The sequence below is a fragment of the Arthrobacter sp. alpha11c genome (assembly GCF_054149985.1).
In genome coordinates this window covers 4,584,252-4,606,297 of record NZ_CP196747.1, presented here as the reverse complement: position 1 = coordinate 4,606,297, position 22,046 = coordinate 4,584,252, and the positions used below count along the sequence as shown (strand labels likewise).

General features: G+C 62.6%; 24 protein-coding genes and 1 pseudogene. 9 read left to right on the top strand and 16 right to left on the bottom strand.

The annotated features are described in order from the left end of the window. Nucleotides 1–181: 181 nt before the first annotated feature. The 7 genes and pseudogenes from ACTAQJ_RS21485 to ACTAQJ_RS21455 all read right to left on the bottom strand — a co-directional run bounded on the left by ACTAQJ_RS21485 (nt 182) and on the right by ACTAQJ_RS21455 (nt 7,789). Nucleotides 182–490, bottom strand: a complete 309-nt coding sequence (locus tag ACTAQJ_RS21485; protein WP_498699236.1) for a Rieske (2Fe-2S) protein — start codon at nt 488–490, stop codon at nt 182–184. Beyond that, nucleotides 487–2,954: pseudogene (nirB, locus tag ACTAQJ_RS21480) on the bottom strand (nitrite reductase large subunit NirB). Before nirB ends, ACTAQJ_RS21485 begins: the two are co-directional and overlap by 4 nt. Beyond that, the gene (locus ACTAQJ_RS21475; protein WP_431116373.1) at nt 2,954–3,301 is read right to left on the bottom strand and encodes a molybdopterin oxidoreductase; all 348 of its coding nucleotides are present in this window, start codon (nt 3,299–3,301) and stop codon (nt 2,954–2,956) included. Before ACTAQJ_RS21475 ends, nirB begins: the two are co-directional and overlap by 1 nt. Before the next feature lie 131 nt (nt 3,302–3,432). Further along, nucleotides 3,433–5,082: an ABC-F family ATP-binding cassette domain-containing protein gene (locus tag ACTAQJ_RS21470; protein WP_498699231.1), complete on the bottom strand. Its 1,650-nt coding sequence runs from the start codon at nt 5,080–5,082 to the stop codon at nt 3,433–3,435. Nucleotides 5,083–5,246: 164 nt separating this feature from the next. Continuing rightward, nucleotides 5,247–6,110: a metal ABC transporter permease gene (locus ACTAQJ_RS21465; RefSeq protein ID WP_431116377.1), complete on the bottom strand. Its 864-nt coding sequence runs from the start codon at nt 6,108–6,110 to the stop codon at nt 5,247–5,249. A gap of 3 nt (nt 6,111–6,113) precedes the next feature. Further along, on the bottom strand, nt 6,114–6,848 hold the full coding sequence (locus tag ACTAQJ_RS21460) for a metal ABC transporter ATP-binding protein (RefSeq protein ID WP_431116379.1): 735 nt from the start codon (nt 6,846–6,848) through the stop codon (nt 6,114–6,116). Next, on the bottom strand, nt 6,845–7,789 hold the full coding sequence (locus ACTAQJ_RS21455) for a metal ABC transporter substrate-binding protein (protein WP_498699228.1): 945 nt from the start codon (nt 7,787–7,789) through the stop codon (nt 6,845–6,847). The genes ACTAQJ_RS21460 and ACTAQJ_RS21455 overlap by 4 nt, the downstream gene beginning before the upstream one ends. A gap of 51 nt (nt 7,790–7,840) precedes the next feature. Between ACTAQJ_RS21455 and ACTAQJ_RS21450 the strand changes: the two genes are divergently transcribed. Genes ACTAQJ_RS21450 through ACTAQJ_RS21435 form a run of 4 tightly spaced genes read left to right on the top strand, consistent with a single transcriptional unit; the run spans nt 7,841 to nt 11,656 of the window. Then, nucleotides 7,841–8,569, top strand: a complete 729-nt coding sequence (locus tag ACTAQJ_RS21450; protein WP_498699226.1) for a CPBP family intramembrane glutamic endopeptidase — start codon at nt 7,841–7,843, stop codon at nt 8,567–8,569. A 45-nt stretch (nt 8,570–8,614) separates the two neighbouring features. Beyond that, on the top strand, nt 8,615–9,565 hold the full coding sequence (locus tag ACTAQJ_RS21445) for a 1,4-dihydroxy-2-naphthoyl-CoA synthase (protein ID WP_498699222.1): 951 nt from the start codon (nt 8,615–8,617) through the stop codon (nt 9,563–9,565). A 9-nt stretch (nt 9,566–9,574) separates the two neighbouring features. Further along, nucleotides 9,575–10,714: an AMP-binding protein gene (locus ACTAQJ_RS21440; protein WP_498699221.1), complete on the top strand. Its 1,140-nt coding sequence runs from the start codon at nt 9,575–9,577 to the stop codon at nt 10,712–10,714. 60 nt (nt 10,715–10,774) lie between these two features. Continuing rightward, complete coding sequence (locus tag ACTAQJ_RS21435; RefSeq protein ID WP_477516801.1) at nt 10,775–11,656, top strand: 1,4-dihydroxy-2-naphthoate polyprenyltransferase; 882 nt, start codon at nt 10,775–10,777, stop codon at nt 11,654–11,656. A 6-nt stretch (nt 11,657–11,662) separates the two neighbouring features. Here ACTAQJ_RS21435 and ACTAQJ_RS21430 read toward each other — a convergent pair whose 3' ends face one another. Continuing rightward, complete coding sequence (locus ACTAQJ_RS21430) at nt 11,663–11,974, bottom strand: DUF4229 domain-containing protein (RefSeq protein ID WP_498702238.1); 312 nt, start codon at nt 11,972–11,974, stop codon at nt 11,663–11,665. Between the two features lie 87 nt (nt 11,975–12,061). Between ACTAQJ_RS21430 and ACTAQJ_RS21425 the strand changes: the two genes are divergently transcribed. Then, the gene (locus ACTAQJ_RS21425) at nt 12,062–12,505 is read left to right on the top strand and encodes a PLD nuclease N-terminal domain-containing protein (RefSeq protein WP_431116388.1); all 444 of its coding nucleotides are present in this window, start codon (nt 12,062–12,064) and stop codon (nt 12,503–12,505) included. A 5-nt stretch (nt 12,506–12,510) separates the two neighbouring features. Next, a complete protein-coding gene (locus tag ACTAQJ_RS21420) occupies nt 12,511–13,089 on the top strand; it encodes a hypothetical protein (protein WP_498699219.1) in 579 nt (192 codons plus the stop codon). A gap of 55 nt (nt 13,090–13,144) precedes the next feature. Here the strand turns inward: ACTAQJ_RS21420 and ccsB are convergent, their stop codons facing one another. Genes ccsB through ACTAQJ_RS21395 form a run of 5 tightly spaced genes read right to left on the bottom strand, consistent with a single transcriptional unit; the run spans nt 13,145 to nt 17,966 of the window. Further along, nucleotides 13,145–14,212 carry a c-type cytochrome biogenesis protein CcsB gene (ccsB, locus tag ACTAQJ_RS21415; protein WP_498699217.1) on the bottom strand — a complete coding sequence of 356 codons (1,068 nt, stop codon included), beginning with the start codon at nt 14,210–14,212 and terminating at the stop codon, nt 13,145–13,147. Next, nucleotides 14,212–15,930 carry a cytochrome c biogenesis protein ResB gene (resB, locus tag ACTAQJ_RS21410; RefSeq protein WP_498699215.1) on the bottom strand — a complete coding sequence of 573 codons (1,719 nt, stop codon included), beginning with the start codon at nt 15,928–15,930 and terminating at the stop codon, nt 14,212–14,214. The genes ccsB and resB overlap by 1 nt, the downstream gene beginning before the upstream one ends. Beyond that, nucleotides 15,930–16,685, bottom strand: a complete 756-nt coding sequence (locus ACTAQJ_RS21405) for a cytochrome c biogenesis CcdA family protein (RefSeq protein ID WP_431116395.1) — start codon at nt 16,683–16,685, stop codon at nt 15,930–15,932. The genes resB and ACTAQJ_RS21405 overlap by 1 nt, the downstream gene beginning before the upstream one ends. Before the next feature lie 5 nt (nt 16,686–16,690). Beyond that, complete coding sequence (locus ACTAQJ_RS21400) at nt 16,691–17,296, bottom strand: TlpA family protein disulfide reductase (protein ID WP_498699213.1); 606 nt, start codon at nt 17,294–17,296, stop codon at nt 16,691–16,693. Nucleotides 17,297–17,300: 4 nt separating this feature from the next. After that, on the bottom strand, nt 17,301–17,966 hold the full coding sequence (locus ACTAQJ_RS21395) for a histidine phosphatase family protein (protein WP_477516796.1): 666 nt from the start codon (nt 17,964–17,966) through the stop codon (nt 17,301–17,303). A 215-nt stretch (nt 17,967–18,181) separates the two neighbouring features. Here ACTAQJ_RS21395 and ACTAQJ_RS21390 point away from each other — a divergent pair, with 215 nt between their 5' ends. Together ACTAQJ_RS21390 and ACTAQJ_RS21385 are read left to right on the top strand one after the other, a co-directional pair. Further along, nucleotides 18,182–18,733, top strand: a complete 552-nt coding sequence (locus ACTAQJ_RS21390; RefSeq protein ID WP_477516828.1) for a YceI family protein — start codon at nt 18,182–18,184, stop codon at nt 18,731–18,733. A 205-nt stretch (nt 18,734–18,938) separates the two neighbouring features. Then, nucleotides 18,939–19,646 (top strand): hypothetical protein, encoded by a 708-nt coding sequence (locus ACTAQJ_RS21385; protein ID WP_498699211.1) that lies wholly within the window; start codon nt 18,939–18,941, stop codon nt 19,644–19,646. Here ACTAQJ_RS21385 and ACTAQJ_RS21380 read toward each other — a convergent pair. After that, nucleotides 19,643–19,912: a hypothetical protein gene (locus ACTAQJ_RS21380; RefSeq protein ID WP_498699209.1), complete on the bottom strand. Its 270-nt coding sequence runs from the start codon at nt 19,910–19,912 to the stop codon at nt 19,643–19,645. The two genes, ACTAQJ_RS21385 and ACTAQJ_RS21380, sit on opposite strands and share 4 nt — an antisense overlap. On the opposite strand from ACTAQJ_RS21380, the gene ACTAQJ_RS21375 reads away from it, so the two are divergent. After that, the gene (locus ACTAQJ_RS21375; protein ID WP_498702252.1) at nt 19,911–20,807 is read left to right on the top strand and encodes a hypothetical protein; all 897 of its coding nucleotides are present in this window, start codon (nt 19,911–19,913) and stop codon (nt 20,805–20,807) included. The two genes, ACTAQJ_RS21380 and ACTAQJ_RS21375, sit on opposite strands and share 2 nt — an antisense overlap. Nucleotides 20,808–20,855: 48 nt before the next feature. Here the strand turns inward: ACTAQJ_RS21375 and ACTAQJ_RS21370 are convergent, their stop codons facing one another. After that, the gene (locus ACTAQJ_RS21370; RefSeq protein WP_498699208.1) at nt 20,856–21,563 is read right to left on the bottom strand and encodes a redox-sensing transcriptional repressor Rex; all 708 of its coding nucleotides are present in this window, start codon (nt 21,561–21,563) and stop codon (nt 20,856–20,858) included. An 83-nt stretch (nt 21,564–21,646) separates the two neighbouring features. Beyond that, nucleotides 21,647–21,901: a glutaredoxin family protein gene (locus ACTAQJ_RS21365; protein WP_498699206.1), complete on the bottom strand. Its 255-nt coding sequence runs from the start codon at nt 21,899–21,901 to the stop codon at nt 21,647–21,649. Nucleotides 21,902–22,046 lie beyond the last annotated feature (145 nt).

Genomic DNA, 22,046 nt, shown 5'->3' with positions numbered 1-22,046 from the left:
AGGACCCCGAAGTGTGACAAAGAACGCAGAACGCCGAAGGTTCGCGCAACCCGTCTATCTTACGGGATTAACCGGAATGCCCGTGACGCAGGCAACAGCACCCGTCCCGAACACACCAACGCGGGGTCACTTAGGGCCCATGTTGGCCGCCCAAAGGGGCCATAAGTGACCCCGCGTTGCTTTAAGGAACGACGACGATGTTCATGGCCTCATCTGCGAAAACTTCGTACGTCCGCAGGGGCTTCGCTCCCGTGGTGGAACACCCGGTTTCCAGCTCAAACGAGTGCTGGTGGAGTGGACACATCACCACGCGCTGATCAATGGTTCCGTCCGCGAGGGGGCCTCCTTTGTGAGGGCACACCGCAGAGACAGCCCGCAAGGTCCCATCCCGTAGCCGGAAGACCGCAACCTGCTCGCCGTCGATTCCGAACGCCCTGCCCTCGCCGAACGGAATTTGGTCCACCGGCCCTACGATGTGTGGAATCTTCATCGGACCGGCACCTGCGGGAGCACCGTCAAGGGCAGCGAGGTCCGGAATTGGCCAGGGGTGAGTGGATCATCGCGCTCACTCCACGGATCCACGTAGTTGTCCACGGATTCCTGCATCGCCTCATCCAGCCGGGCAGCGATGCCCTCGGAGTCATCCAGGATGACGCTGCGAAGATGCTCAATCCCTACCCGGGGAACAAACGCGTATGTCCGTTCCAGCCAGTTCGCGTTTTCCCGGTAGTACTGCATGAATCGGCCAGCCAGCAGTGTGACTTCCTCGGGCGTATCCACCGTGACCAGTAGATCGCCTTTACGGATGTGGGCGCCGGCCGCTCCCCAATGTAGATCTCCCAGCGGCCGCCCTCCACCGCCACGACCCCAACGTCCTTCACCAAGGATTCTGCACAGTTTCTGGGACAACCGGAGACCGCGAGTTTCAGTTTCGCCGGCGACTCAATTCCCTGGAAGCGGGACTCAAGGGAAATGCCCAAACCAGTGGAATCACCCGTTCCAAAGCGGCAGTAGTCCTTCCCCACGCAGGTCTTCACAGTGCGGAAACTCTTGCCATAGGCGTAGCCGGACGGCATGTCCAGATCAGCCCAGACTGTGGGGAGGTCTTCCTTGGCAACGCCCAGGAGATCGATCCTCTGGCCACCGGTCAGCTTGATCATGGGAATGTTGTGCTTCTCCGCGACGTCGGCGATCCTCCGGAGCTGCTGCACCGATGTCACACCTCCCTTCATTTGGGGCACCACGGAGAACGTGCCATCGCGTTGGATGTTCGCGTGCACGCGATCGTTGATAAAGCGGGCGTCGCGCTCGTCAATGTACTTCTGTGCCAGCATCATCTTCATGAGCGAGGCCAGGCCCATCTTGGACTTGGCGTCCTCCGCGCTGTCAGGAGCCAAAGCCGCGAAAACCTGTGAAACCGAGCGCAGCCCAAGCTCCCGGATCCGGGACATCAACGCAGCCTTGTCCAAGGGAATGCCAGGGACGTAATAGCTGGCTGCGGGGTCTTCTTCTACGGCCCCGTCAGCCGCCCACTCCACCACCTGCGTGACCAGCAACTTGCACGAACCACACCCCTTGCCGGCCCGGGTGGCGTCCATGGCGGCTGGCACCGAGCGGCACCCACCACGTACGGCCGAAACAAGTGCCCCTTTGGAGACTCCGTTGCAGTTGCAGACTTGCGCGTCATCTGCCAGCTCCGCAATGCCCTCCTCGTCAGCAGGCGAGCCGAGATCGAACATCAGCGAGAGCCGCTCCTCCGGCAAGGGCAGTCCCTGGTCAAAAGCCTGGGTCAAGTAGGCAACCTTGCGGCTGTCACCAAGGAGGGTAGCGCCCACCATCTTGTTGTCCCGGATCACGATCGACTTGAACACGCCCCGGCTCGGTTCCGAGAAAACAATGTGCTCATCCGTGTCCCGTTCCGGGCCCGGCAGGCCCATGGAAGCGACGTCGACGCCGGCCACCTTCAGTTTGGTGGCGGTCCGGGATCCAAGATAGACCGATGAACGATCCACGCCGGTGATCTGGTCTGCCAGAACGGCGGCCTGCTCCCACAAGGGAGCCACCAGCCCATAAACCTCGCCCCGGTGCTGAACGCACTCCCCCACGGCGTAAATGTCCTCTTCGTCCATGACCCGCAGGTGGTCGTCCACCACGATGGCCCGTTCCACAGCCAGTCCACTCACCACGGCGACATCTACGTTGGGCCGGATGCCTGCCGTCACAACCACCATGTCGCAGCCCAGCTCAGTGTCATCGCGAAGTCGCACTCCAGTGATCCGGTCCTTGCCCAGCACGGCGGTGGTCCGGCTTCCTGTATGGACCTCGATGCCCAGCGCCTGGACGCTTCGCCGCAGTATTGCGCCGCCGTCGGGCCCTAATTGCGCATTCATGAGGTGGCCGCCTGAGTGGACCACCGCCACGTCAAGGCCGTAGGCCTGCAACCCGCGGGCCGCCTCCAACCCGAGCAATCCACCGCCAATCACCACAGCCCGCCGGTGATGCTCGTGCTGGGCGAACTGGACCATTTTGCGGGTGTCATCCATGGTCCGGAACGTGAAGACCCCGTGACGCACGGATCCGCTGGGGGTGTACAGGCCATCCATCGGCGGAAGGAATGAGTGGCTTCCGGTGGCGATGATCAGGGCGTCGTAAGGAACCACCCTGCCATCTGCCGCGAAGACGTGTTTGCTGTACTTGTCTATGCGCTCCACCCGAACCCCGGCGTGCAGGGTGATGTTGTTTTCCCGGTACCACGGCAGGGCATTGAGGAAGATGTCCGCATCGCTTTCTTCGCCGGACAGCACGTGGCTGAGCATGATGCGGTTGTAGTTTCCGTACGGCTCATCGCCGAAGATGGTGATGTCGAAAGCGTCTCCGCCGGCGCGGGCCAGGATCTCCTCAACAGTGCGGGCACCGGCCATGCCGTTGCCGATGACCACCAGCCGCCTGGCCATCAGTGCTCCACCATGCCCAGGTCCACCACCACGGAACCGCGGACGCCAGCTGGGGCGGCGATGAACAACTCGATCATCGAGCCGCCCTCGATATCTTCCACGACCCTCAACGGGACGTGCACGTCGCCTTTGGCCCCGATGGGGAAATACCGCATCGGGACGCCGTCGCGCATGAGGACAACTGCGATGAGTTCGGAGCTGGAGTTGCCGCCGCGGAAGTAGAGCGTCTGGTTCACGACGCCGTCCGGGACAAAGTGCGCGAGCTCGCTATGGAGGGGAACCGGCTTTTCCATACCGATGCCGTCAAACGGGAAAATGCCTTGGAGGAAGAGGTTCTTGGAAATCACGGAAAGATCCTTTCGGCCGGCTTCCTTCCATGGTGCTCCACCGTTGTTTCAGGACGCTTGATGCCGTGTTTCCATATGCAGGACACAGCGTAACGATCCCTTTGCGAACAACTCACCCCGGAGGCAACGGCCTAGAGCAACTCGCCATCCTGCATTCCGTACCGGACCCAGCTACCCACCGAACCGGCGCCGGCACACCGATCGAACCACTCCCCCAGGGCACGGTCGTGGCTCACGATGACCAGTGTCCCTGCGAAGTCTGCGAGGGCAGCCTCCAACTGTTCCACGAGCACCGGCGCAAGGTGGTTGGTGGGTTCGTCCACGATCATGGTCTCGTAACTGCCAAGGAGCAGCCTGGCCAGGGCGAGGCGGCGTTGCTGTCCGGCCGAGAGGCTGCCCACGGGAACGTGAAATTCAGCAGGCCGAAACAAGCCCAGGCGCAGCAGTGCCTCGGCGTGTTCGTCGATGTTTCCGCCCAGTCCCGCAACAAACGCCGGAAGCAGCCGGAGGCCTGGACGGGGCGGTACGTCGAGTTCCTGCTGCAGATACCCCACCGTGCCCTGGACAGCCAAGGTCCCGATGGCGGGCTCAAGCGTCCCGGCGAGCACCGAGACCAGGGTTGATTTTCCTGCTCCGTTGGGACCGGTGATGAGGACCTTTTCCCCGGTTTCGACGCGCAGGTCAGTTGGCTTCAGGCGCCCCGGAACGCTGATGCCTCGTGCTTGTATGGCCGGTCCAGTGGTCTCCTCCACCTGAAGGTCAAGCTGTGCGGCGAGCTTGAGCGGCACGGGTGGCCGGTCAACAGGGTTCTCTTCGAGGCGGCGGAGGCGTTCCTGGGCATTGCGCACTTTGCTGGTGGCTGCGCGCTGCCACGTGCCCTTTTTGAAGCCGGTTGCAAATTTGTCGTTGTCGCGCACCCGGCCGTAGCCCATGCTTCCCGAAACCGTGGCGGCTTGGAACCGCTCGGCGGCCATGGCGTCCAGCCATTCCTCGTATTGCTGCACCCAACGGGCTCGCTGGGCGGCTTTCTCGCGCAAGTAACCTTCGTAGCCGTTGCCGTACCGATTGACGGACCGGCGTTCGGCGTCGACTTCGATGACTGTGCTGGCTACCTTCCGCAGCAGGACGCGGTCGTGCGAAACCACCACAACGGTCCCTCGATGCGCAGCCAACCTCGATTCCAGCCAGGCTGTGCCGTTGGTATCCAGGTGGTTGGTGGGCTCGTCAAGGAGCAGGGCCTCGGCAGGATCGGCCAGTAGACACGCGAGGGCCACGCGCTCCTGCTCGCCGCCGGACAAAGATCCAAGCGTTCGACGCCGGTCCAGGCCTCCCAGCCCCAGCCGGTCAAGCGCTGCTTCCACCCGGGATTCGGCGGCATACCCCTCACGGAGTTGGTACTGGGTCTGCAGGCTTCCGTAGAGTTCCAGGGTTTCGGGGTCGGCATCCGCCAGGTCCTGCTCCAGTTCGGTGATGCTGGCCTCGAGCGCCCGCAACGCAGTTAGCGACGCATCGATGGCGTCCCCCACAGTCAGCGAGGCCGGAAGTCCGTGTGTCTGGGCGAGATAACCCACGCGGTAGCCCGCATTGCCTACCAAACCCGCCGTGCCGTCGTCGGGCGTTTCTACGCCGGCCAGCAGGCGGAGAAGGGTGGATTTTCCCGCCCCGTTTTCTCCGACAATGGCTACGTGTTCGCCGTGATCGATGGTGAGGTCAACGCCGTGGAAAAGTTCGCGGTCCCCATAGCCGTGGGAAACGCCGGAAAGGTGAAGGTGGTCAGTCAAGAGGTGTCCTCGCAAAGTCCGCAGTGAATGGCAGGAAACCGCCTGGGGTACTGCCGGAGTGGTCTACTGGGGAAGCAGCCGGATGGAAGGGCTGCGCTCAAGACTTCATCGCTCCAGACTGCCCGGCGAATCCGGGCACGTCAAGTTTCAGGCTGGGCCGAGTTTCAGGCCGCCGCGACCGCCCGCTTCCGCCGGGCCTTTGCCAGGCGCGTACCAATCAGTCCCTGCCGCGGGCTGAACAGATAGACGACGGCGAACACAGCACCCTGGGTGACCACCACCATGGCACCGGATGCCGTGTCCAGGTAATAGCTGAGGTAGATGCCGGTCATGGAGCACACCACCGAGATGACCGGGGCGATCACCAACATCCGGGAGAACCGGTCCGTCAGCAGGTAAGCGGTGGCACCGGGAATGATCAGCATGGCCACCACCAGCACCACGCCCACGGTCTGCAAAGCCACCACGGATGTCAGCGCCAGCAGGCCCAGCAGCAAGGCTCCAAGCCGCCGGGGCGACAGGCCAATGGCGTGGGCATGCGTGGGGTCGAACGCGTAGAGCGTGAGGTCCCGTCGCTTGAGGATCAGGATCGCGAAGGCAACCACGCCAAGGACCACAACCTGGATGAGGTCAGGGACGCTGACGCCCAGCAGGTTGCCGAAGATGATGTGGTTCAGGTCGGTCTGGCTCGGCGTCACGGAGATCAGCACCAAGCCGAGCGCGAAGAGCGAAGTGAACACGATGCCGATGGCCGCATCCTCCTTCACCCGGCTGGTGTTCCGCACAACTCCGATCAACGTCACCGCGATCAGCGCGAACACCAACGCACCAAGCGCGAACGGCGCACCAACAATGTAGGCGAGCACGACGCCGGGAAGCACCGCGTGCGATACGGCGTCGCCCATGAGGGACCACCCGATCAGAACGAGCCAGCAGCTAAGGACAGCACAAACGACGGCGGCAATTGCCGTGGTGGCGAGGGCGCGCACCATGAAGTCGTAGCTCAATGGTTCAAGCAGGAATTCCACGGCTTAGCCCCTGTTCATGACGTCGAGGCCGAATGCCATGGCCAGATTTTCAGGTTGCAGCACCACGTCCGGGCTGCCGTGCATCAGCACCTTACGCATGAGGAGCACGGCTTCGTCGCAGAGCTGCGGGAGCGCGTGGAGGTCGTGGGTGGAGATAAGGATGGTGGCGCCGTCAGCGGCAAGTTCGCGCAACAGACGGGTAATAGTAGCTTCGGACCGCTTGTCCACTCCGGCGAAGGGTTCATCCAACAGCATCATGGTGGCCCCTTGGGCGATGCCCCGGGCTACAAAGGCACGTTTCTTCTGGCCGCCGGACAACTGGCCGATTTGGCGGTCGGCGAACTCGCCAAGCTCCACGCGTTCCAGGGCCTGTTCGACGGCGTCCCGGTCTACTTTCCGGGGCCGGCGGGTGAAACCGAGGTGCCCATAGCGGCCCATCATTACTACGTCCCGGACGGACAAGGGGAAGGCCCAGTCCACATCCTCGCTTTGCGGGACGTAACCGATGCCGGCTTCCTTGCGGGTCTTCATAGGCGGATGACCGTTGATGAGGACCTTGCCGGAATCGGGCTTCACCATCCCCATGATGGTCTTGAACAGGGTGGACTTGCCCGAGCCGTTCATGCCGACCAAACCGCAGATTCTGGAGTGGTCCAGGGTGAGGGATGCGGAGTCCAACGCCAGCACTTCGCCATAGTGGACCGTGACATTCTCGACGACGATCGCGGGGCTGGTCATGACGCTCCTCCTGTCAGTGCTGTGGTGATGGTCTTGGCATCGTGGCGGATAAGGTCCAAATACGTGGGAACAGGACCGTCTGCTTCTGATAGCGAGTCCACGTAGAGGACGCCGCCAAATTTAGCCCCGGTAGCACCGACGACTTGCCGCATGGGAGCGTCGGAGACCGTGGATTCGCAGAACACGGCCGGCACTTGGTTGTCCTTGACGAATTCGATGGCCCGCGCGATCTGCTGGGGCGTGGCCTGCTGCTCAGCGTTCACGGCCCAGATGTAGACCTCTTTGAGTCCGGCATCCCTGGCAAGGTAGGAGAACGCGCCTTCGCAGGTCACCAGCGCCCGGTGTGCTTCCGGCAGAACGGAGAGCTTGGAGACCATCTCATCCTGGACGGTCTGCAGTTTGGCGTTGTAGGCCTTGGCATTGGCTTCAAACTCGGTGGCGTGAGCCGGGTCCAGCTTGGCGAAAGCCTTTGCCATGTTGTTGGCGTAGATCTGGACGTTGCTGGGGGACATCCATGCGTGCGGGTTCGGTTTGCCCTGGTAGGAGTCTTCTGCGATGGGCATGACCTTCACGCCGTCGCTCACCACGGCGTGGGGTACATCGAGCCCTTCCACGAATTGGGAGAACCATGCTTCAAGGTTCAGACCGTTATCCAGGATGAGGTCGGCCTGGGCAGCCTTGCGAATGTCCCCGGGAGTGGGCTCATAGCCGTGGATTTCGGCCCCGGCTTTGGTGATGGATTCCACGCGGAGCTTGTCACCTGCGACGTTTTTGGCGACATCGGCCAACACGGTAAACGTGGTCAGGACAACGGGCTTGTCATCACCTCCGGCAGAGGAATTCCCTCCGCAGGCGGACACCCCCAGTACCAGAACGGATGCGGTCAGTAAGGCAGCGAATCGGCGGACAACTTTGGCGCGCCGAAACGGAAAGTTAGGCATACCGAAAATTGTAGCGAAGCGGGGGCCACCCAGCAAAGATAGTCTGGTCATATGGGCACCATTTCGACGCGGGCGAGGCTTTACCGGTTCAATGCCCTGGACGCCGTGGCCGTCGCCGCCTACCTGGGGTTCACGATCTACTTCACGTTTGCGGGCGAATCCGTCGAGCGAATGATGCTCCAGCTTTTTTCTGACCCTGCCACAGCCTCCTATGCCGTTAACGCGGTCTTTTATGCCGCCGTCGGGGTTTTTGCCTTGGCGTCCGCCTGGCGCATAGTTGGCCGCGACGTCAAGATCCTGGGCACCCGCCCCTGGTTCACTCTTGGTATGGTCCCCCTTGCCGTGGTGGTCATGCTGATCGTCACGGCCCTCCTGGTTGCGGCGCTTGGTACGGCCCAGACTTCCGAAAACCAGTTGGGCATCCAGGGTCTCCTTCAGCGTGTGCCGGCTTGGCTCATGGTGCCGCTGCTGGTGGTCCTGGGGCCGTTCGTAGAGGAGTACTTGTTCCGGCACCTGCTCATCGGCAAGTTGTCGCAGTACGTGAACATCTGGATCTGCTGTGCCATTTCGGTGGGAGTTTTCGCGTCGATCCATGTTGTGGGCAGGGAAGGGCTGGCGTTGTCTGCCCTTGCGCCTTATCTCGGCATGGCCCTTGTGCTGGTGGCGGTCTATGTGTGGACGGGAAAGAACCTGATGTTCTCCTACTTCGTCCATGCGGCCAAGAACCTCCTGGCCGTGGTTCTCATTTATGCGATCCCGCCGGACTTCCTCCCCCACTAGGGCCGCGAGTTCTGCATCCGCCAAGGCCATTACTAGACTCGGACTGTGAACAACCAACTCCCTGCCAAGGTTTCCGACATCTTTGACCCCTCGCGCTGGCGTACCGTTTCCGGCTTCGACGACTTCAAGGACATGACGTACCACCGGCAAGTTGAGCGTTCCACGGACGGCACGGTCAAGGACCTCCCCACTGTCCGCATCGCCTTCAACCGCCCCGAGGTGCGCAACGCGTTCCGTCCGGGCACCGTGGACGAACTGTACCGGGCCATGGATCACGCCCGCATGTCTCCTGACGTCGCCACCGTGCTGCTCACGGGCAACGGACCGTCGGAAAAGGACGGCGGGCACTCGTTCTGTTCGGGCGGCGACCAGCGAATCCGTGGCAGGGACGGCTACCGCTACGCCGAGGGGGACACGCAGGAAACCATCGACCCCGCCCGCGCCGGCCGCCTCCATATCCTGGAAGTCCAGCGCCTGATGCGGACCATGCCCAAGGTTGTCATCGCCGTCGTCAATGGTTGGGCAGCCGGCGGCGGACATTCCCTCCACGTGGTCAGCGACCTCACCATCGCCTCGCGCGAATACGGCAAGTTCAAGCAGACTGACGCCACGGTGGGAAGCTTCGACGCCGGATACGGCTCTGCGCTGCTGGCCCGCCAGATAGGGCAGAAAGCCGCGCGGGAGATCTTCTTCCTGGCCCGCGAATACTCGGCTGAGGACATGGTCCGAATGGGAGCCGTGAACGAGGCCGTGGACCACGCGCGGTTGGAGGAAGTCGCACTGGAGTACGCGGCTGATATCGCCCGCCAGTCCCCCCAGGCCATCCGCATGCTGAAATTCGCCTTCAACCTGGCCGACGACGGCCTTGCCGGTCAGCAGGTCTTCGCCGGTGAAGCCACGCGGCTGGCCTACATGACGGACGAGGCCGTGGAGGGCAAGGAAGCCTTCCTCCAAAAACGCGACCCCGACTGGTCCAACTTCCCCTACTACTTCTAGGACTCCCCTGTGGACATCGATCCCGTACTCAAAGCGCTGGCCGCTGCCCTGCATGGCGAGGGTCCCGCCGTCGAAATTGTGGTTCACGAGGACGGCCAGCCGGAAGCCATTCCGGTAGAGACCGGCGTTGAAGAGGCCGCAGTGGTGGTCCGGACTTCCGGCTCCACTGGGACGCCAAAGGCCACCGTCCTTACTGTGGATGCCCTGGCGGCGTCCTCTGTGGCCACGGCCATGGCAGTGCGCGGCGAAGGCCAATGGCTGCTGGCGCTCCCCCTTCAGTACGTGGCTGGCGTCCAGGTCCTGGTTCGCTCCCTCTATGCAGGGACCCGACCCTGGGTGATGGACCAGTCAAATGGCTTCACGCCTGGGGCATTCACCGCTGCCGCCGAGGAACTGACGGACAAGATCCGCTTCACGTCGCTGGTACCTACCCAGCTGCAGCGGCTCCTGGACTCACCCACGCCGGAAACCCTTGCCGTGCTGCGCCGCTTCAATGCCATCCTGCTGGGCGGCGCACCGGCGTCGGCTGAGCTGCTGGCAAATGCCCACGCGGAAGGGCTCCACGTGGTCACCACCTACGGCTCAGCCGAGACGTGCGGCGGGTGCGTGTACGACGGCGAGCCGCTGGACGGCGTCGAGGTCCGGATCGGCGAGGGCGAGCTGGAAGGCCGCATCCTGCTGGGCGGCGACACCGTGGCGGCGGGCTACCTTGACGCCCCGCGCGCCACAAAAGCGGTGTTCTTCGAGGAAGACGGTGTGCGTTGGTACGTCACCGGCGATCTCGGCGAAATTACCGACGACGGCAAGCTCACCGTCCTGGGCCGAGCCGACGACGTCATCATCACCGGCGGCGTCAAGGCCTCCGCCGGATACATCCAAAGCAAACTGGAAGAGCTCGACGGCGTCACCGCGGCTTTCGTTGCAGGCGTCCCGTCGCGTGAATGGGGCCAGGCCGTGGCAGCCTTCGTGGCCCTGGCCGATCCCTCGCCGGAAGGGCTGAAAGGGTTCACGGCCCGACGCGAAGCAGCGTTGGGGGTTTTGGCTCCCAAGACTGTGGTTGCCGAGAAGGAATTGCTGATGCTGCCCAACGGAAAACCGGACCGGCTGGCCATGATCGAACAGCTTTCCGCCATGCATCAGGGACAATAGACACGTTCTGCCCTCATGACTCCGACCCAAGATCAACGCGAAATACACGAGGTACTACACGTGGCGACAGCTGCACAATGGATTCAAGGAGCCCGGCTCCGCACACTGCCCGCGGCAATCGCGCCCGTACTGATCGGTTCGGCAGCGGCGTACGAGCTCCATGCTTTCCGGCTGCCGAATGCGATCCTGGCGGCGCTCGTGGCGCTTCTTCTCCAAGTGGGCGTCAACTACGCCAATGACTACTCGGACGGCATCCGCGGGACGGACGAGGACCGGGTGGGGCCGCTGCGCCTGGTTGGTTCCGGACTTGCCAAGCCCGAGCAAGTGAAGTGGGCGGCCTTCGGACTGTTCGGCGCCGCCATGGTGTGCGGGTTGATCCTGGTCATCATCACCCAGACCTGGTGGCTGATCTTGGTGGGCCTCGGGTGTGTCCTGGCAGCCTGGGGCTACACGGGCGGCAAGAATCCCTACGGTTACCTTGGCTTGGGCGATGTCTTCGTCTTCGTATTCTTCGGGCTGGTGGCAACGCTCGGCACCACCTACACCCAGGCCGGGCAGGTCAGCCTCGCAGCAGTCATCGGCGCGATCGGCACTGGACTCATCGCCTGCGCCCTGCTCATGGCCAACAACGTCCGGGATATTCCCACGGACACGGCGGCAGGAAAGCGGACCTTGGCCGTGCGCCTTGGAGACAGGCATGCCCGCGAGAGCTACGTCTTGATGCTGGCCGTCGCCATCCTGCTGGTGATCGTGTTGGCACCCACCAAGCCGTGGATGTTGATCGTTCTCCTGCTGATTCCGGCGTGCCTGATGCCTGCCTGGCTCATGGTCAACGGCAAGAAGCGCAAGAGCCTCATTCCCGTGCTCAAGCAGACCGGCCTGATCAACCTCGGCTACAGCCTGCTGTTCTCGCTCGGACTGATCCTGAGCCGCGGCTTCTAGGTTTCGCTATTTGGAACCCGGGCGTTTGTCATTGTTGACGGCGATGTCCGGGTTCTGCTCCACGAGGCTATCCTCTGCCTCGGCGTCCTCAACCTCACCAGCGGTGCGAATGGGCTTGGCGCGGCCGGAAAAGCGTTCCCGCACGGCCGCAGTGGCGGCGTCGCGCTGTTTCTGGAAGAAGAGGTAACTGATGGCGAACGCGATCAGCCCCGCGAAGACCACCGCCAGGATCCAGCCCACCTGCAAAAGGGCGAACAGGACGAACAGCGGCACGAACAGCGCCAAACGGATGAGGGAATACTTCAGGAAAGCCACTATCCAAGTTTAGCCGCCCGGATGGTTGCACTCTGATCACGGCCGGAACAGGGCGTCCAGTGATTGCCTTCCGGCGACTAGACTTGGTGCATGCTCCGGGTTGTTGGCGTCGTCGTCGTCCTTGTTATCTTCGTCTACGCCCTCGTGGACGTGATACGTACCGATGGCAGGTACACACGCGGCATCTCCAAGCCCGCCTGGATCGTGGTCATGGTCCTCCTGCCCCTCCTGGGCGCCGTTCTCTGGTTCATCTTCGGCCGCCCCTACGGCAAGCCTTCGGCGCAGCCCATCCGCCGACACCCCACCGCCCCGGATGACGATCCCGAGTTCCTTCGCAACCTCGAAACCCGCCGCCGGAACACCGCTGAAGAAGAGCGCCTCAAGAAGCTCAAGGCAGAGCTCGAAGCCAAAGAGCGGAAGCTCAAAAGTGCTGATGGCGCGGAGGGCAGCCAGGGTAACAAAGCCCCCGGGTACAAGTCCGGCGATGCCAAACGCGGCGAGCCCGATACGCATGGCACCGACGAACTGAAGTAGGGAACATGGCCCAGCAAGCTGAAGGATCGCGGCAGTCCTCTACTACCGCGTCACCCATCGGTGGGCCACCCACTACTACACAACCGCCCGTTGACGCCGTCCTGCGTCCACCAGGCCCAGCACTGCTGTCCAGATCGTTGTGGGCGGCGAGCTTCGTCGCAGGAATCGCGGTAGTCGTCATAAGTTTCCTTGCCCGCGACTCGCACTTCGATCGTCTGAAGGGCGTTATCGCAGGCAAGCTCCCCGATGGCGACGCCCCGGCAATCGAGGGTGCCACCGGCGTCGTGTTCCTGGGGAGCCTGGCCATGCTTGCGCTGGTGGTCGCGATGGAAGCGGTCCTGCTGGCTGTGGCCTTCAAGCGCCGCAGCTGGGCGCGCTGGCTGCTGGCACCGATGATCCTCTTGCACGCCGTGGTCACCGTGATCACCGCTAATTACGTCGTAGCCCCGGGAAGCGACGGCGTCCTGTCCACAGTGCTGCTTGCCGTGCAGTACGTGTTAGCCGCAGCAGGCTTGATCCTGTTGTTCCTGCCCTCCACCACGGCGTGGCTGATGAGCGGACGCCGGCGCGCGACGGAAATCTAACCGCGCCCACTGCAGCTAAACGCCAGCGAGCCGGTCCACGTCGAAAGAGGTCTGCTCAGAGCCCGGAGTATGAGTGCAGGCCGTTGAAAACGGTGTTCACGAGTGTGAAGTTGATGATCACGCATGCGTAACCAACGATCGACAACCACGCTGCGCGGGTTCCCGTCCAACCACGGGTAGCCCGGGCGTGAAGATAGCCGGCGTAGACCACCCAAATAACGAACGTCCACACTTCCTTGGGGTCCCAGCCCCAGAACCTGCCCCAGGCCTTCTCAGCCCAGATGGCACCGAACATGAGGGTGAACGTCCAGCCGATGAAAGCGATCGCGTTGATGCGGTAGGACAGGTTTTCCAGGCTCAGCGCGTTCGGAACCACCCGCATGAAGCCAAGATTGTCCGCGCGGCCGGCAGCCAGGTTCTTCTGCCGGTACGACTGCACCAACTGCAGCGCGGACATGGCGAATGTCAAAGTAAACAAGGCCGAGGACAGCACGGCGATGGAGACGTGGATGATCAGCCAGTAACTCTGCAGGGCGGGGACCAGGTGGCCCACCGGCGTCCAAAACGATACCGAGGCGGCCACCAGCATGATGATGGCCAGGCCGATGACGAACGTACCCAGGAACCGCAGGTCACGGCGGATCAGCACGATAAGGAAAACTGCCACGGCTACGAAAGCGCCCGTGGTGAGGAACTCGTACATGTTGCCCCACGGCACGCGGCCTGCGCCCAGTGCACGGGTCACAACGCCCGCACCATGAATGAGCACGCCCAGCACTGTGAGTGCCACAGCCACCCGGGCAGGCACGCGGCGTTCGGCGGAGTACTTCATGTCGCCGGCCGCGGTGCCACCTTCAACGGTGAGGCCCGACGTCGGACGCTCGGCCCGGCCAGCCGGCCCACCGGCGTCGGGGCTTCCCAAGCTTCCACTCGCGCGGCCGGCCGCCACGGCCACCTTCTCCGCAGGAGAGCTGGCAGCAGCCTTCGCGTCGATGGCACGCAGCGCCTTGCTGCTCTTGGCCAGGTCCCACGCAAACGCGATGAACGCCACGGTGTACGTGCCGGCGGCCAGCAGCATGAACAGCTCGCTGTACTGGCCCAGGGTTTCGTTGATGACGGGCATTACTGGTCCTTCGAGGTTGGGGAAGAGACTGTGGGGGTTGCTGCCGGGTTACCGGAGTCAGAGGGGATCTGCCATTCCCGGGTAAAGAGTTCGCGGAGGGCTGCTGCTTCGCCAGCGAGTCTGTGGTCTTCGCCTCGGGCCAGCAGGCCGTATTCCACCATGGTGCGGCCGTCCTGGTGGGTTCCGGTGCGGACCCAGACACGGCGGCGGTTGACGTAGAGCGAGGTGACCAGGCCAGCAACGGCGAGCAGGCCGAAGATCAACGCGTACAGCTGGCCAGGGTTGTGGTGGACGTCCATGCCAATGTACTTCTTGACGCCGTCGAAGGTGATGCTGCCTTTGCCGTCCGGCAGTGTTTTCGTCATCCCTGGTGCCAGCGTGATTCCGCCGGCTTCAAGCTTTCGGCCATTGAGCTGTTGGAGGTCCCTGACGTCCAGCTCGAACACGTTCTGGGGCACGCCCTTGTCCAGGCCAAGGTCACCATAGTAGGAGTCCAGGCTCAACTGTGGGTTGAAGAGTTCGGGACTTGCGCTGAAGGAAATGCCGTTCTCGGATTTGAAGGCTGTGGGCAGGAAGAAGCCCTGGAATGCCAACTGGTCCGGTTTGCCGTCCGGCACCTTGATGACCACGGACGAGTAATAGTTGTCGCCCTGGACCTTGGCCGTGACCGGGCCTTGGAAAGCAATGTTGCCGTCGCCGTCGCGGACAGTCACCACGGGGGCGTAGCCGTTTCCGGTGAGGTACAGGCTGGTGCCACCCAGCGTAATGGGATCGTTGACCTTGAGGATTTCCTTCTTCGCCGGCGAATCTGGATTTTCCTTGGTGGTGACCTCGGCGGTGTAGTCGATGGGCTGGCCGATCTTCTTCGGCGATTCGCGATCGAAGGTGGCCTCAAACTTGTCCAACTGAATGGAGTAAGGCTGGAGCCAGCTGCTCTGGAAGTTGGTGCCCGGGGTGAATTGGTCGTAGCCCACCAAAGTATTGACGAACGTCTCACCTTCCACCAGGATCCGCTGGCCGCTGTATCCGAACAGGCCGCCGATAGCCACGGAAACCAACACGCCGATCAGCGAAGTGTGGAAGACCAGGTTGCCGACTTCCTTCAGGAAGCCGCGCTCGGCACCCAAGGACGGGAGGTCGCCGTCGACGTCCCTGACTTCCACGCGGTAGCCGCGCCTTTTGAGCAGTCCAGCCGCATCGTTGATAGCCTTCGACGCCGGGATCCCGGCGTCGGCGGGCAGCGCCAGGGTGCCGTACTCCGGCAGGCGCGAAAGGCGCTTGGGCGTCCGCGGGGGCTGCGACTTCATCGCTTTGTAGTGGGCAATGGCCCGCGGGGTGACGCAGCCGATCAGGGAGATGAACAGCAGGATGTAAATGGCCGAGAACCAGGCCGACGAGTAGACGTCATAGAGCTGCAGGGCGTCAAGTAGCTGGCCGTAGGACGGGTTGTCCTTGATGTACTGGGTGACAACTGCAGGGTTCGCGGGGCGTTGCGGGAACAGGGACCCCGGCACCGCGCCCACAGCCAACAGGAGCAGCAGGAACAACGCCGTACGCATGCTCGTCAACTGGGTCCAAGCCCACCGAAGCATGCCCAGGATGCCCAGGGAGGGCAGCGCGGCCTCGGACTTGGCCTGCTGGAGTTTTCCTTCCGCTGTCTTCGTGTTCGTGCTTTCAGCGGCTGGTGACTTCTTCTTGGCTTTCACGGACTCGCTCATCAGATTGGCAACTTCACATCGGTTTGGAACCAGTACTGCAACTCGGTCACCCAGGTTCCCCACACGCCGGTGGCCATCAGGATGCCGAGCAAAATCAGGATGCCTCCGCCAAACCGCTGGATCGCCAGGCGGTGCGTCCGGAAGAAGGACATGACGCCCATGCCCCGCCGGACGGCAAGGGCGATCAGGAGGAACGGGATACCCAGGCCAAGGCTGTAAACGAAGGCCAAAAGCGCACCCTTTGCCGCCGACGATCCGCCGGACAAGCTCAGCAACTGTACCGCGGAGTATGTGGGCCCGATACATGGAGCCCAACCCAGGCCGAACGTCAGTCCCAGGAGCGGCGCGCCCCACAGGCCGGCCGGAGGCTTGGCATGGATTTTGGCGTCGCGCTGCAGCCAACCAAAGCCACCCATAAAGACGATCCCCATGAGGATGACCAGAATGCCCAGCACTTGGGTGATCCAGGCGTTCTGCGGTCCTGTCAGGAGGGTCCCGAGTTGGCCAAACGCACCGCCCAGGAGGACGAAGATCACCGAGAAGCCCAGCACGAACAGTCCAATACCTGCCAGCATGCGGCCGCGCCGCTGCTTTTGGAGGTCGACGCCGGTCAGTCCCGTGACGTAGCCAAGGTAACCCGGGACGAGCGGCAGCACGCACGGCGACAGGAACGAGACGAGTCCGGCCAGCAGCGCAACGGGCACGGCAAGCAGCAGTGATCCGTTCAGGATCGTCTCGGCGAAGGGACTGTTCATGGGTACTACTCAGCCACTGCGGACGTAATGAGGGCCTTCAAAGTGCTCTTCTCAATTTCGCCGAGGACGCGGGAGGCAACTTTGCCCTCCTTGTCCAGGACCAATGTGGTGGGCACCGCCCCCGGAGGCACGATTCCGGACACAGACAGGAGCACGGCCCCGTCTTTGTCGTTGAAGCTTGGGTAGGTGAGGTTGAAGGTCTTGTCAAAGGCCTCCGCGGTGGCTTTCTCGTCACGCAGGTTTACGCCGAAGAATTGAACGCCTTGGCCCTTGAAGTCCTGGTGCAGGGCTTCAAGCTGGGGAGCTTCGACGCGGCAGGGGGCACAGGCGGCGAACCAGAAGTTCAAGACCGTGACTTTGCCCTTGAGGTCTTCGGGCTTGACCGTACTTCCGTTGAAGAGTGTGCCCTTGAGCGCCACGGGGGCAGCGCGGTCCGCTTTGGCGAACTCGGTGACGGAACCGTCACCGGCCACGTAGTTCTTGTTGTCGCCTTTTCGGGCTTGCTCTGCGAGGGAGTCCTTCTGGGCGCAGGCTGACAGGCCCATGGTAAGTCCTGCCAACAGGACCCCACCGGCTGTGAGCACGCCACGGCGCGAAAGGTTGTTATCCATGCGCCTACGCCCCCGGGGTGCTTGCCGCACCGGGAAGGAGCACCGCCGCAGGTTCGCTGTATTCGACCCGCACGATCTTGCCGTCGTCGTCCAGGACCAGGGATGTCAGGGAGGTCAAGGTGCACTCACGCTTACGGGGGTCGTGCGCCAGCCGGCGCCCCTCGGCGGAGAGTCGGGTGGACCAGATGGGAAGCTGATGGCTGACGAGGATGGCTTCAGCGCCGTCGCCACCCAGTTCGATCGCCTTGAGGCGTGCGTCTTCAACAGCAGCCAGGACGCGGGCGGCTTGCTCTTTATAGGGCTCGCCCCAGGACGGACGCAGGGGGTTCCGGAAATAAAGCCAGTGCTTGGGCTTCAAGAATTCGCTGCGGGTGGGGTGGAGTCCCTCGAAGTGGTTCTCCGCTTCGATGATCCTGGGGTCTGTATGAATCTCGAGATGGAGCGCCTCGGCAGTGGGCATCGCCGTTTCCTGGGCGCGCGTCAGCGGCGAGGCCACCAGGTGGACAATCCTGGCACCCTCGCTTGCGCGGAGGGCAAAGTGCTCGGCCAGCATGCGGGCCATCTCCCGGCCGCGCTCGGAGAGATGGAATTCAGGCAGCCGGCCATAGAGGACGCCATCGGGATTATGGACCTCGCCATGGCGAAGCAGATGGACAGTTGCTTGGGGCATGTTTACCAGTTTCTCAAAGAAGCGGGACGATCCGAAATCTTCTACCGCTAGTAGAACTCAAAGTTTTCTCAAAATGTTCCGTGGAGTTGGAATAAAAGATGCATATGCATGTTTATACTAGACACGAAGCTCGGTTGACGTTTCAAGTAAACGCATCAACCAATCGACCGGGCAAGCAAGCGGTACCTTCCACTACATACAGGAGCAACATCATGATGACCCTTCCCGCCAACGTCACCACCGGCATCTGGACCCTCGACGCTTCCCACAGCGAGATCGGCTTCACCGTCCGCCACGCAGGTATCAGCAAGGTCCGCGGCGTCTTCAAGGACGCCGACGCCACCCTCGAAGTTGGCGAGACGCTGACCGACTCGAAGGTCAATGCCACTATCCGGACGGCCAGCTTTGACTCCGGCGACGTCAACCGCGACGGCCACGTCAAGGGCGAGGACTTCTTCGATGTGGAGAAGTACCCGGAGATCACCTTCGTATCCCGCCACGTCAAGGCAAACGGCGACGGCTTCGATCTTGTGGGCGATCTCACCATCAAGGGAGTCACCAAGGAAGTTTCCATCGAAACCGAATTCAACGGCGTCGCAGTGGATCCCTTCGGCAACACCCGTGCAGGCGTCTCCGGCGAAACCACCATCAGCCGCAAGGACTTCGGCCTGACCTGGAACGCAGTACTTGAGGCCGGTGGCGTCCTGGTCAGCGACAAGGTTGTCATCAACCTGGAACTCGCGTTCATCGCACCGGCAGCTGCCTGACTCCCAGGCAGTTTCCGCAGCAGCTTGCACGGGAGTTTGTTCGACAGTCCCGAGTAAACGGCGCCCCAACACAGTTCCGCTGTGGGGGCGCCGTTTCGCGTACTCAGAAGTCACCCTGCGATTATTCGGCAAACACCCTGTAGTTAGCTGCGAAGTAGCTCCGAATTTCCTATGCATCCTTCAACCTGCGGTCTAAAGTGATGCCATGAGTAACCCAGATGAAGCACCAGAGCCTCCGCAGCCCGGCGCCCAGCCTCCGCAGCCCGGCAACGTTCCTCCTGCTGGTTACCAACCACCGCAGGGTTACCAACCACCCCAGGGCTACCAGCCGCCGTCGCAACCTGGCCAGTATTCGCAACCGGGACCGGGTCAGCCGGGGCAACCAGCCCAGCCGGCGCAACCAGGGCAGCCAGGTGGTTTCCACTTTGAAATGCCCACCGACGGACCCCGCAACTTCAATGACGTCCTTCCGCAAGGCGGATTCTCGGGCCTCTTCAAGACCATGGGCCTGCCCACCGAGCTCAAAGTGTCCTACTTCATTTGGGTCATCTCGGGACTCCTGGGCCTCCTCTTTGGCCTCATCGGGCTTTTCGCCATCATCGCAGCGTTCGCTTTCATGCCGGGAGTTGCCGCACTCCTCCTGGTTCTCCTGATCATCAGCCTGGCTGTTGCAGCCGCCCAGATAGTCCTCGCCATGAAGATGAAGGAAGGCAAGGAATGGGCACGCCTTGCCCTCACTGTCCTCGCCGCGGTTTCGCTGTTGCTCGCCATCTTTGGCTCCATCAACGCCGGCGGACCCGGGGCGGGCCTGGGTGGCAACTGGTTTGGTTTCCTGGTCAGCGCAGTGGCCGTTGTGCTGATGTGGTTGCCGAACTCGCAGCTGTGGTTCAAAGCAGTAAAGGGCGCCGTCTAACCCGACTGAAGTATCGCCGTCGGGCTCTCATCCAAGCCGCCCTGACAGGTGCACGAGGCCGTGGTGGTCCATCGGACCACCACGGCCTTCATCATGAAGGCGTACGCCATCGTGATGATTTCATCGCCAAGCAGGAAATTCCTGCGTGTGATCATCCGCAGCACCGGACCCCGGAGGTACGGTGGAAGCAGAACCAGGCTGGGGGCAGGGTCTTTTTGCTGATCCCGGCAGCCGTACCAGCAGTCGAACAAGCAAAGGAATGCCATGAGCAACCCTCCATACCCGCCGTCCAACGCGGGGGACGCCAATCCGGGCGACGCCAACACCGGCGATGCCAACAAGGGCGACGCCAACAAGCCTGAGCAGCCGGGCCAGCCATCCACGCCCCAGTACGGCCAGCAGACACCGCAGTATGGTCAGCAGACTCCCCAATATGGTCAGCAGCCGAGCGCTCCACAGTACGGTCAGCAGTCCCCGGCTGCACCCCAATATGGTCAGCCCCCGGCTCCCCAGTATGGCCAGCAAACCCCGCAGTACGGTCAGCAGACGCCACAGTATGGTCAGCAGGCTCCCCAATTTGGTCAGCAGTCGCCGTACGGCCAGCAGCCATCTCCCTACGGTCAGCAGGCTCCGCAATATGGCCAGGACACCAACTGGCCCAGCCAGCAGCCAGGTCCCACCACAGTTCCGCAGCTGGTCAACATCTCCTTCTGGATGATCATCGCAGCGGGCATCCTGTCCGCCATCAGCTCGCTGATCCTGGCCACCACCGGTTCGGATGCCTTCATCAACTCGATGATCCAGCAGGCTGCACAGCAGGGCACTGAATTCCCGGAAGGCTCCCTGGAAGGCATGCGTGGCGGTATTGTCGTTGCCGCGATCATTGGGGCCATCGTGTCCCTGGGCCTCTACGCATTGGTTGCATTCCCGGTCCGCAAGGGCAAGAACTGGGCCAGGATCCTGGGCACCGTCTTCGCGGCGATCTCTGTCCTTGGCCTCGCCGGACTGTTCCAGTTCGGTGCCACGTACGGCATCCTGCAGCTCTTGGTGATCCTGCTGGGAGTTGCCGCAATCGTCCTGCTGTACCTGCCGGCGTCGGCTCCGTACTTCCGCAAGCCGCAGCCTTTCGGTAACCCTTACCAGAACCCTTACGGCCGCTAAGCCAACAAGCTTCTTGTAGTAACGTCAGCGGGCGCGGACCCGGTAAGGCTAGACAGCCTGACCCGGTGTTTGCGCCCGTTGTGCGTGGTACGCCAGGATCTGCAGCTCGGTGGCCATGTCCACCTTGCGGAGGTTCACGTGCGGCGGAACCTGCAGGAGAACCGGAGCAAAACTCAGGATGCTCCGGATTCCGGCAGCGATGACGCGATCACAGACTGCCTGCGCCACGGTGGCCGGCAAAGCCAGCACCACCATGTTGGTGTGGGTGCGCTCCAAGACACGTTCAAGTTCTGCTGAATCGCTGACCCGCAACCAACCCACCTCGTTGCCGATCACCATGGGGTCTGCGTCGAAAATAGCCACGACGTCGAAGCCCCGGGACTCGAAGCCGCCGTACCGCGCCAGCGCCTTGCCGAGGTTACCGGCACCGACGATTGCGACCTTCCAGTCGTGCGTCAGGCCAAGGGCTGCGGCAATGTGACGGCTCAAGTATTGGACTTCATATCCCACCCCGCGGGTCCCGTACGAGCCGACGTAGGAGAGGTCCTTGCGAAGCGTGGAGGAACTGACGCCTGAAGCCTCGGCCAACGCGTCCGATGACACACGTTCCACGCCTTCTGCCAGGAGCGAGTTGAGCGCGCGCAAATAGAGAGTCATCCGGGCCACAGCCGCGGGCGGGATCTGCTTGGCGGCAGGTTCGTGGTCCCCGCTTGTTGCCCCCGGGGACGGTTCCAGCGCAGTCACGGTTTTCTCCATTGCGTCGCTTGTTGTTCCACTCTATGGCCCTTGGCCGGACTCAACAAAAGCCGGTACTTCCGGGTAACAAAGTCCCCTGATCCTTAGCCTTCAAGGACTCTTTTCAAAGTACGGGCCAAGCGCTGCTCGTCGATCTTCCAAAAATCGCGCTGGACCCCATCCACCAGCACCACGGGAATTTCCTCCGCGTAACGCTCCTGCAGTTCCGCGTTACCGTCGATTGCCTGCTCGGTCCACTGGACGCCCAGTGCCGAGGTAACGCGTTCGACGGCGGCACGCGCCTCCGTGCACAGGTGGCAGTCAGCTTTGGTGAGGAGAACGACGTCGGGAATAGCCATGACACAACGGTAACCGCCCCACCCCTCTCTCACATCCACCGCACTTTCCCCCCAACGCTCTCTCACATCCTGACCGCTTTCCACCGATGCTCTTGCACATCCCACGGGGCAGCCCCACCGTGCGCCCTCAACGCCGGGCCCCGGC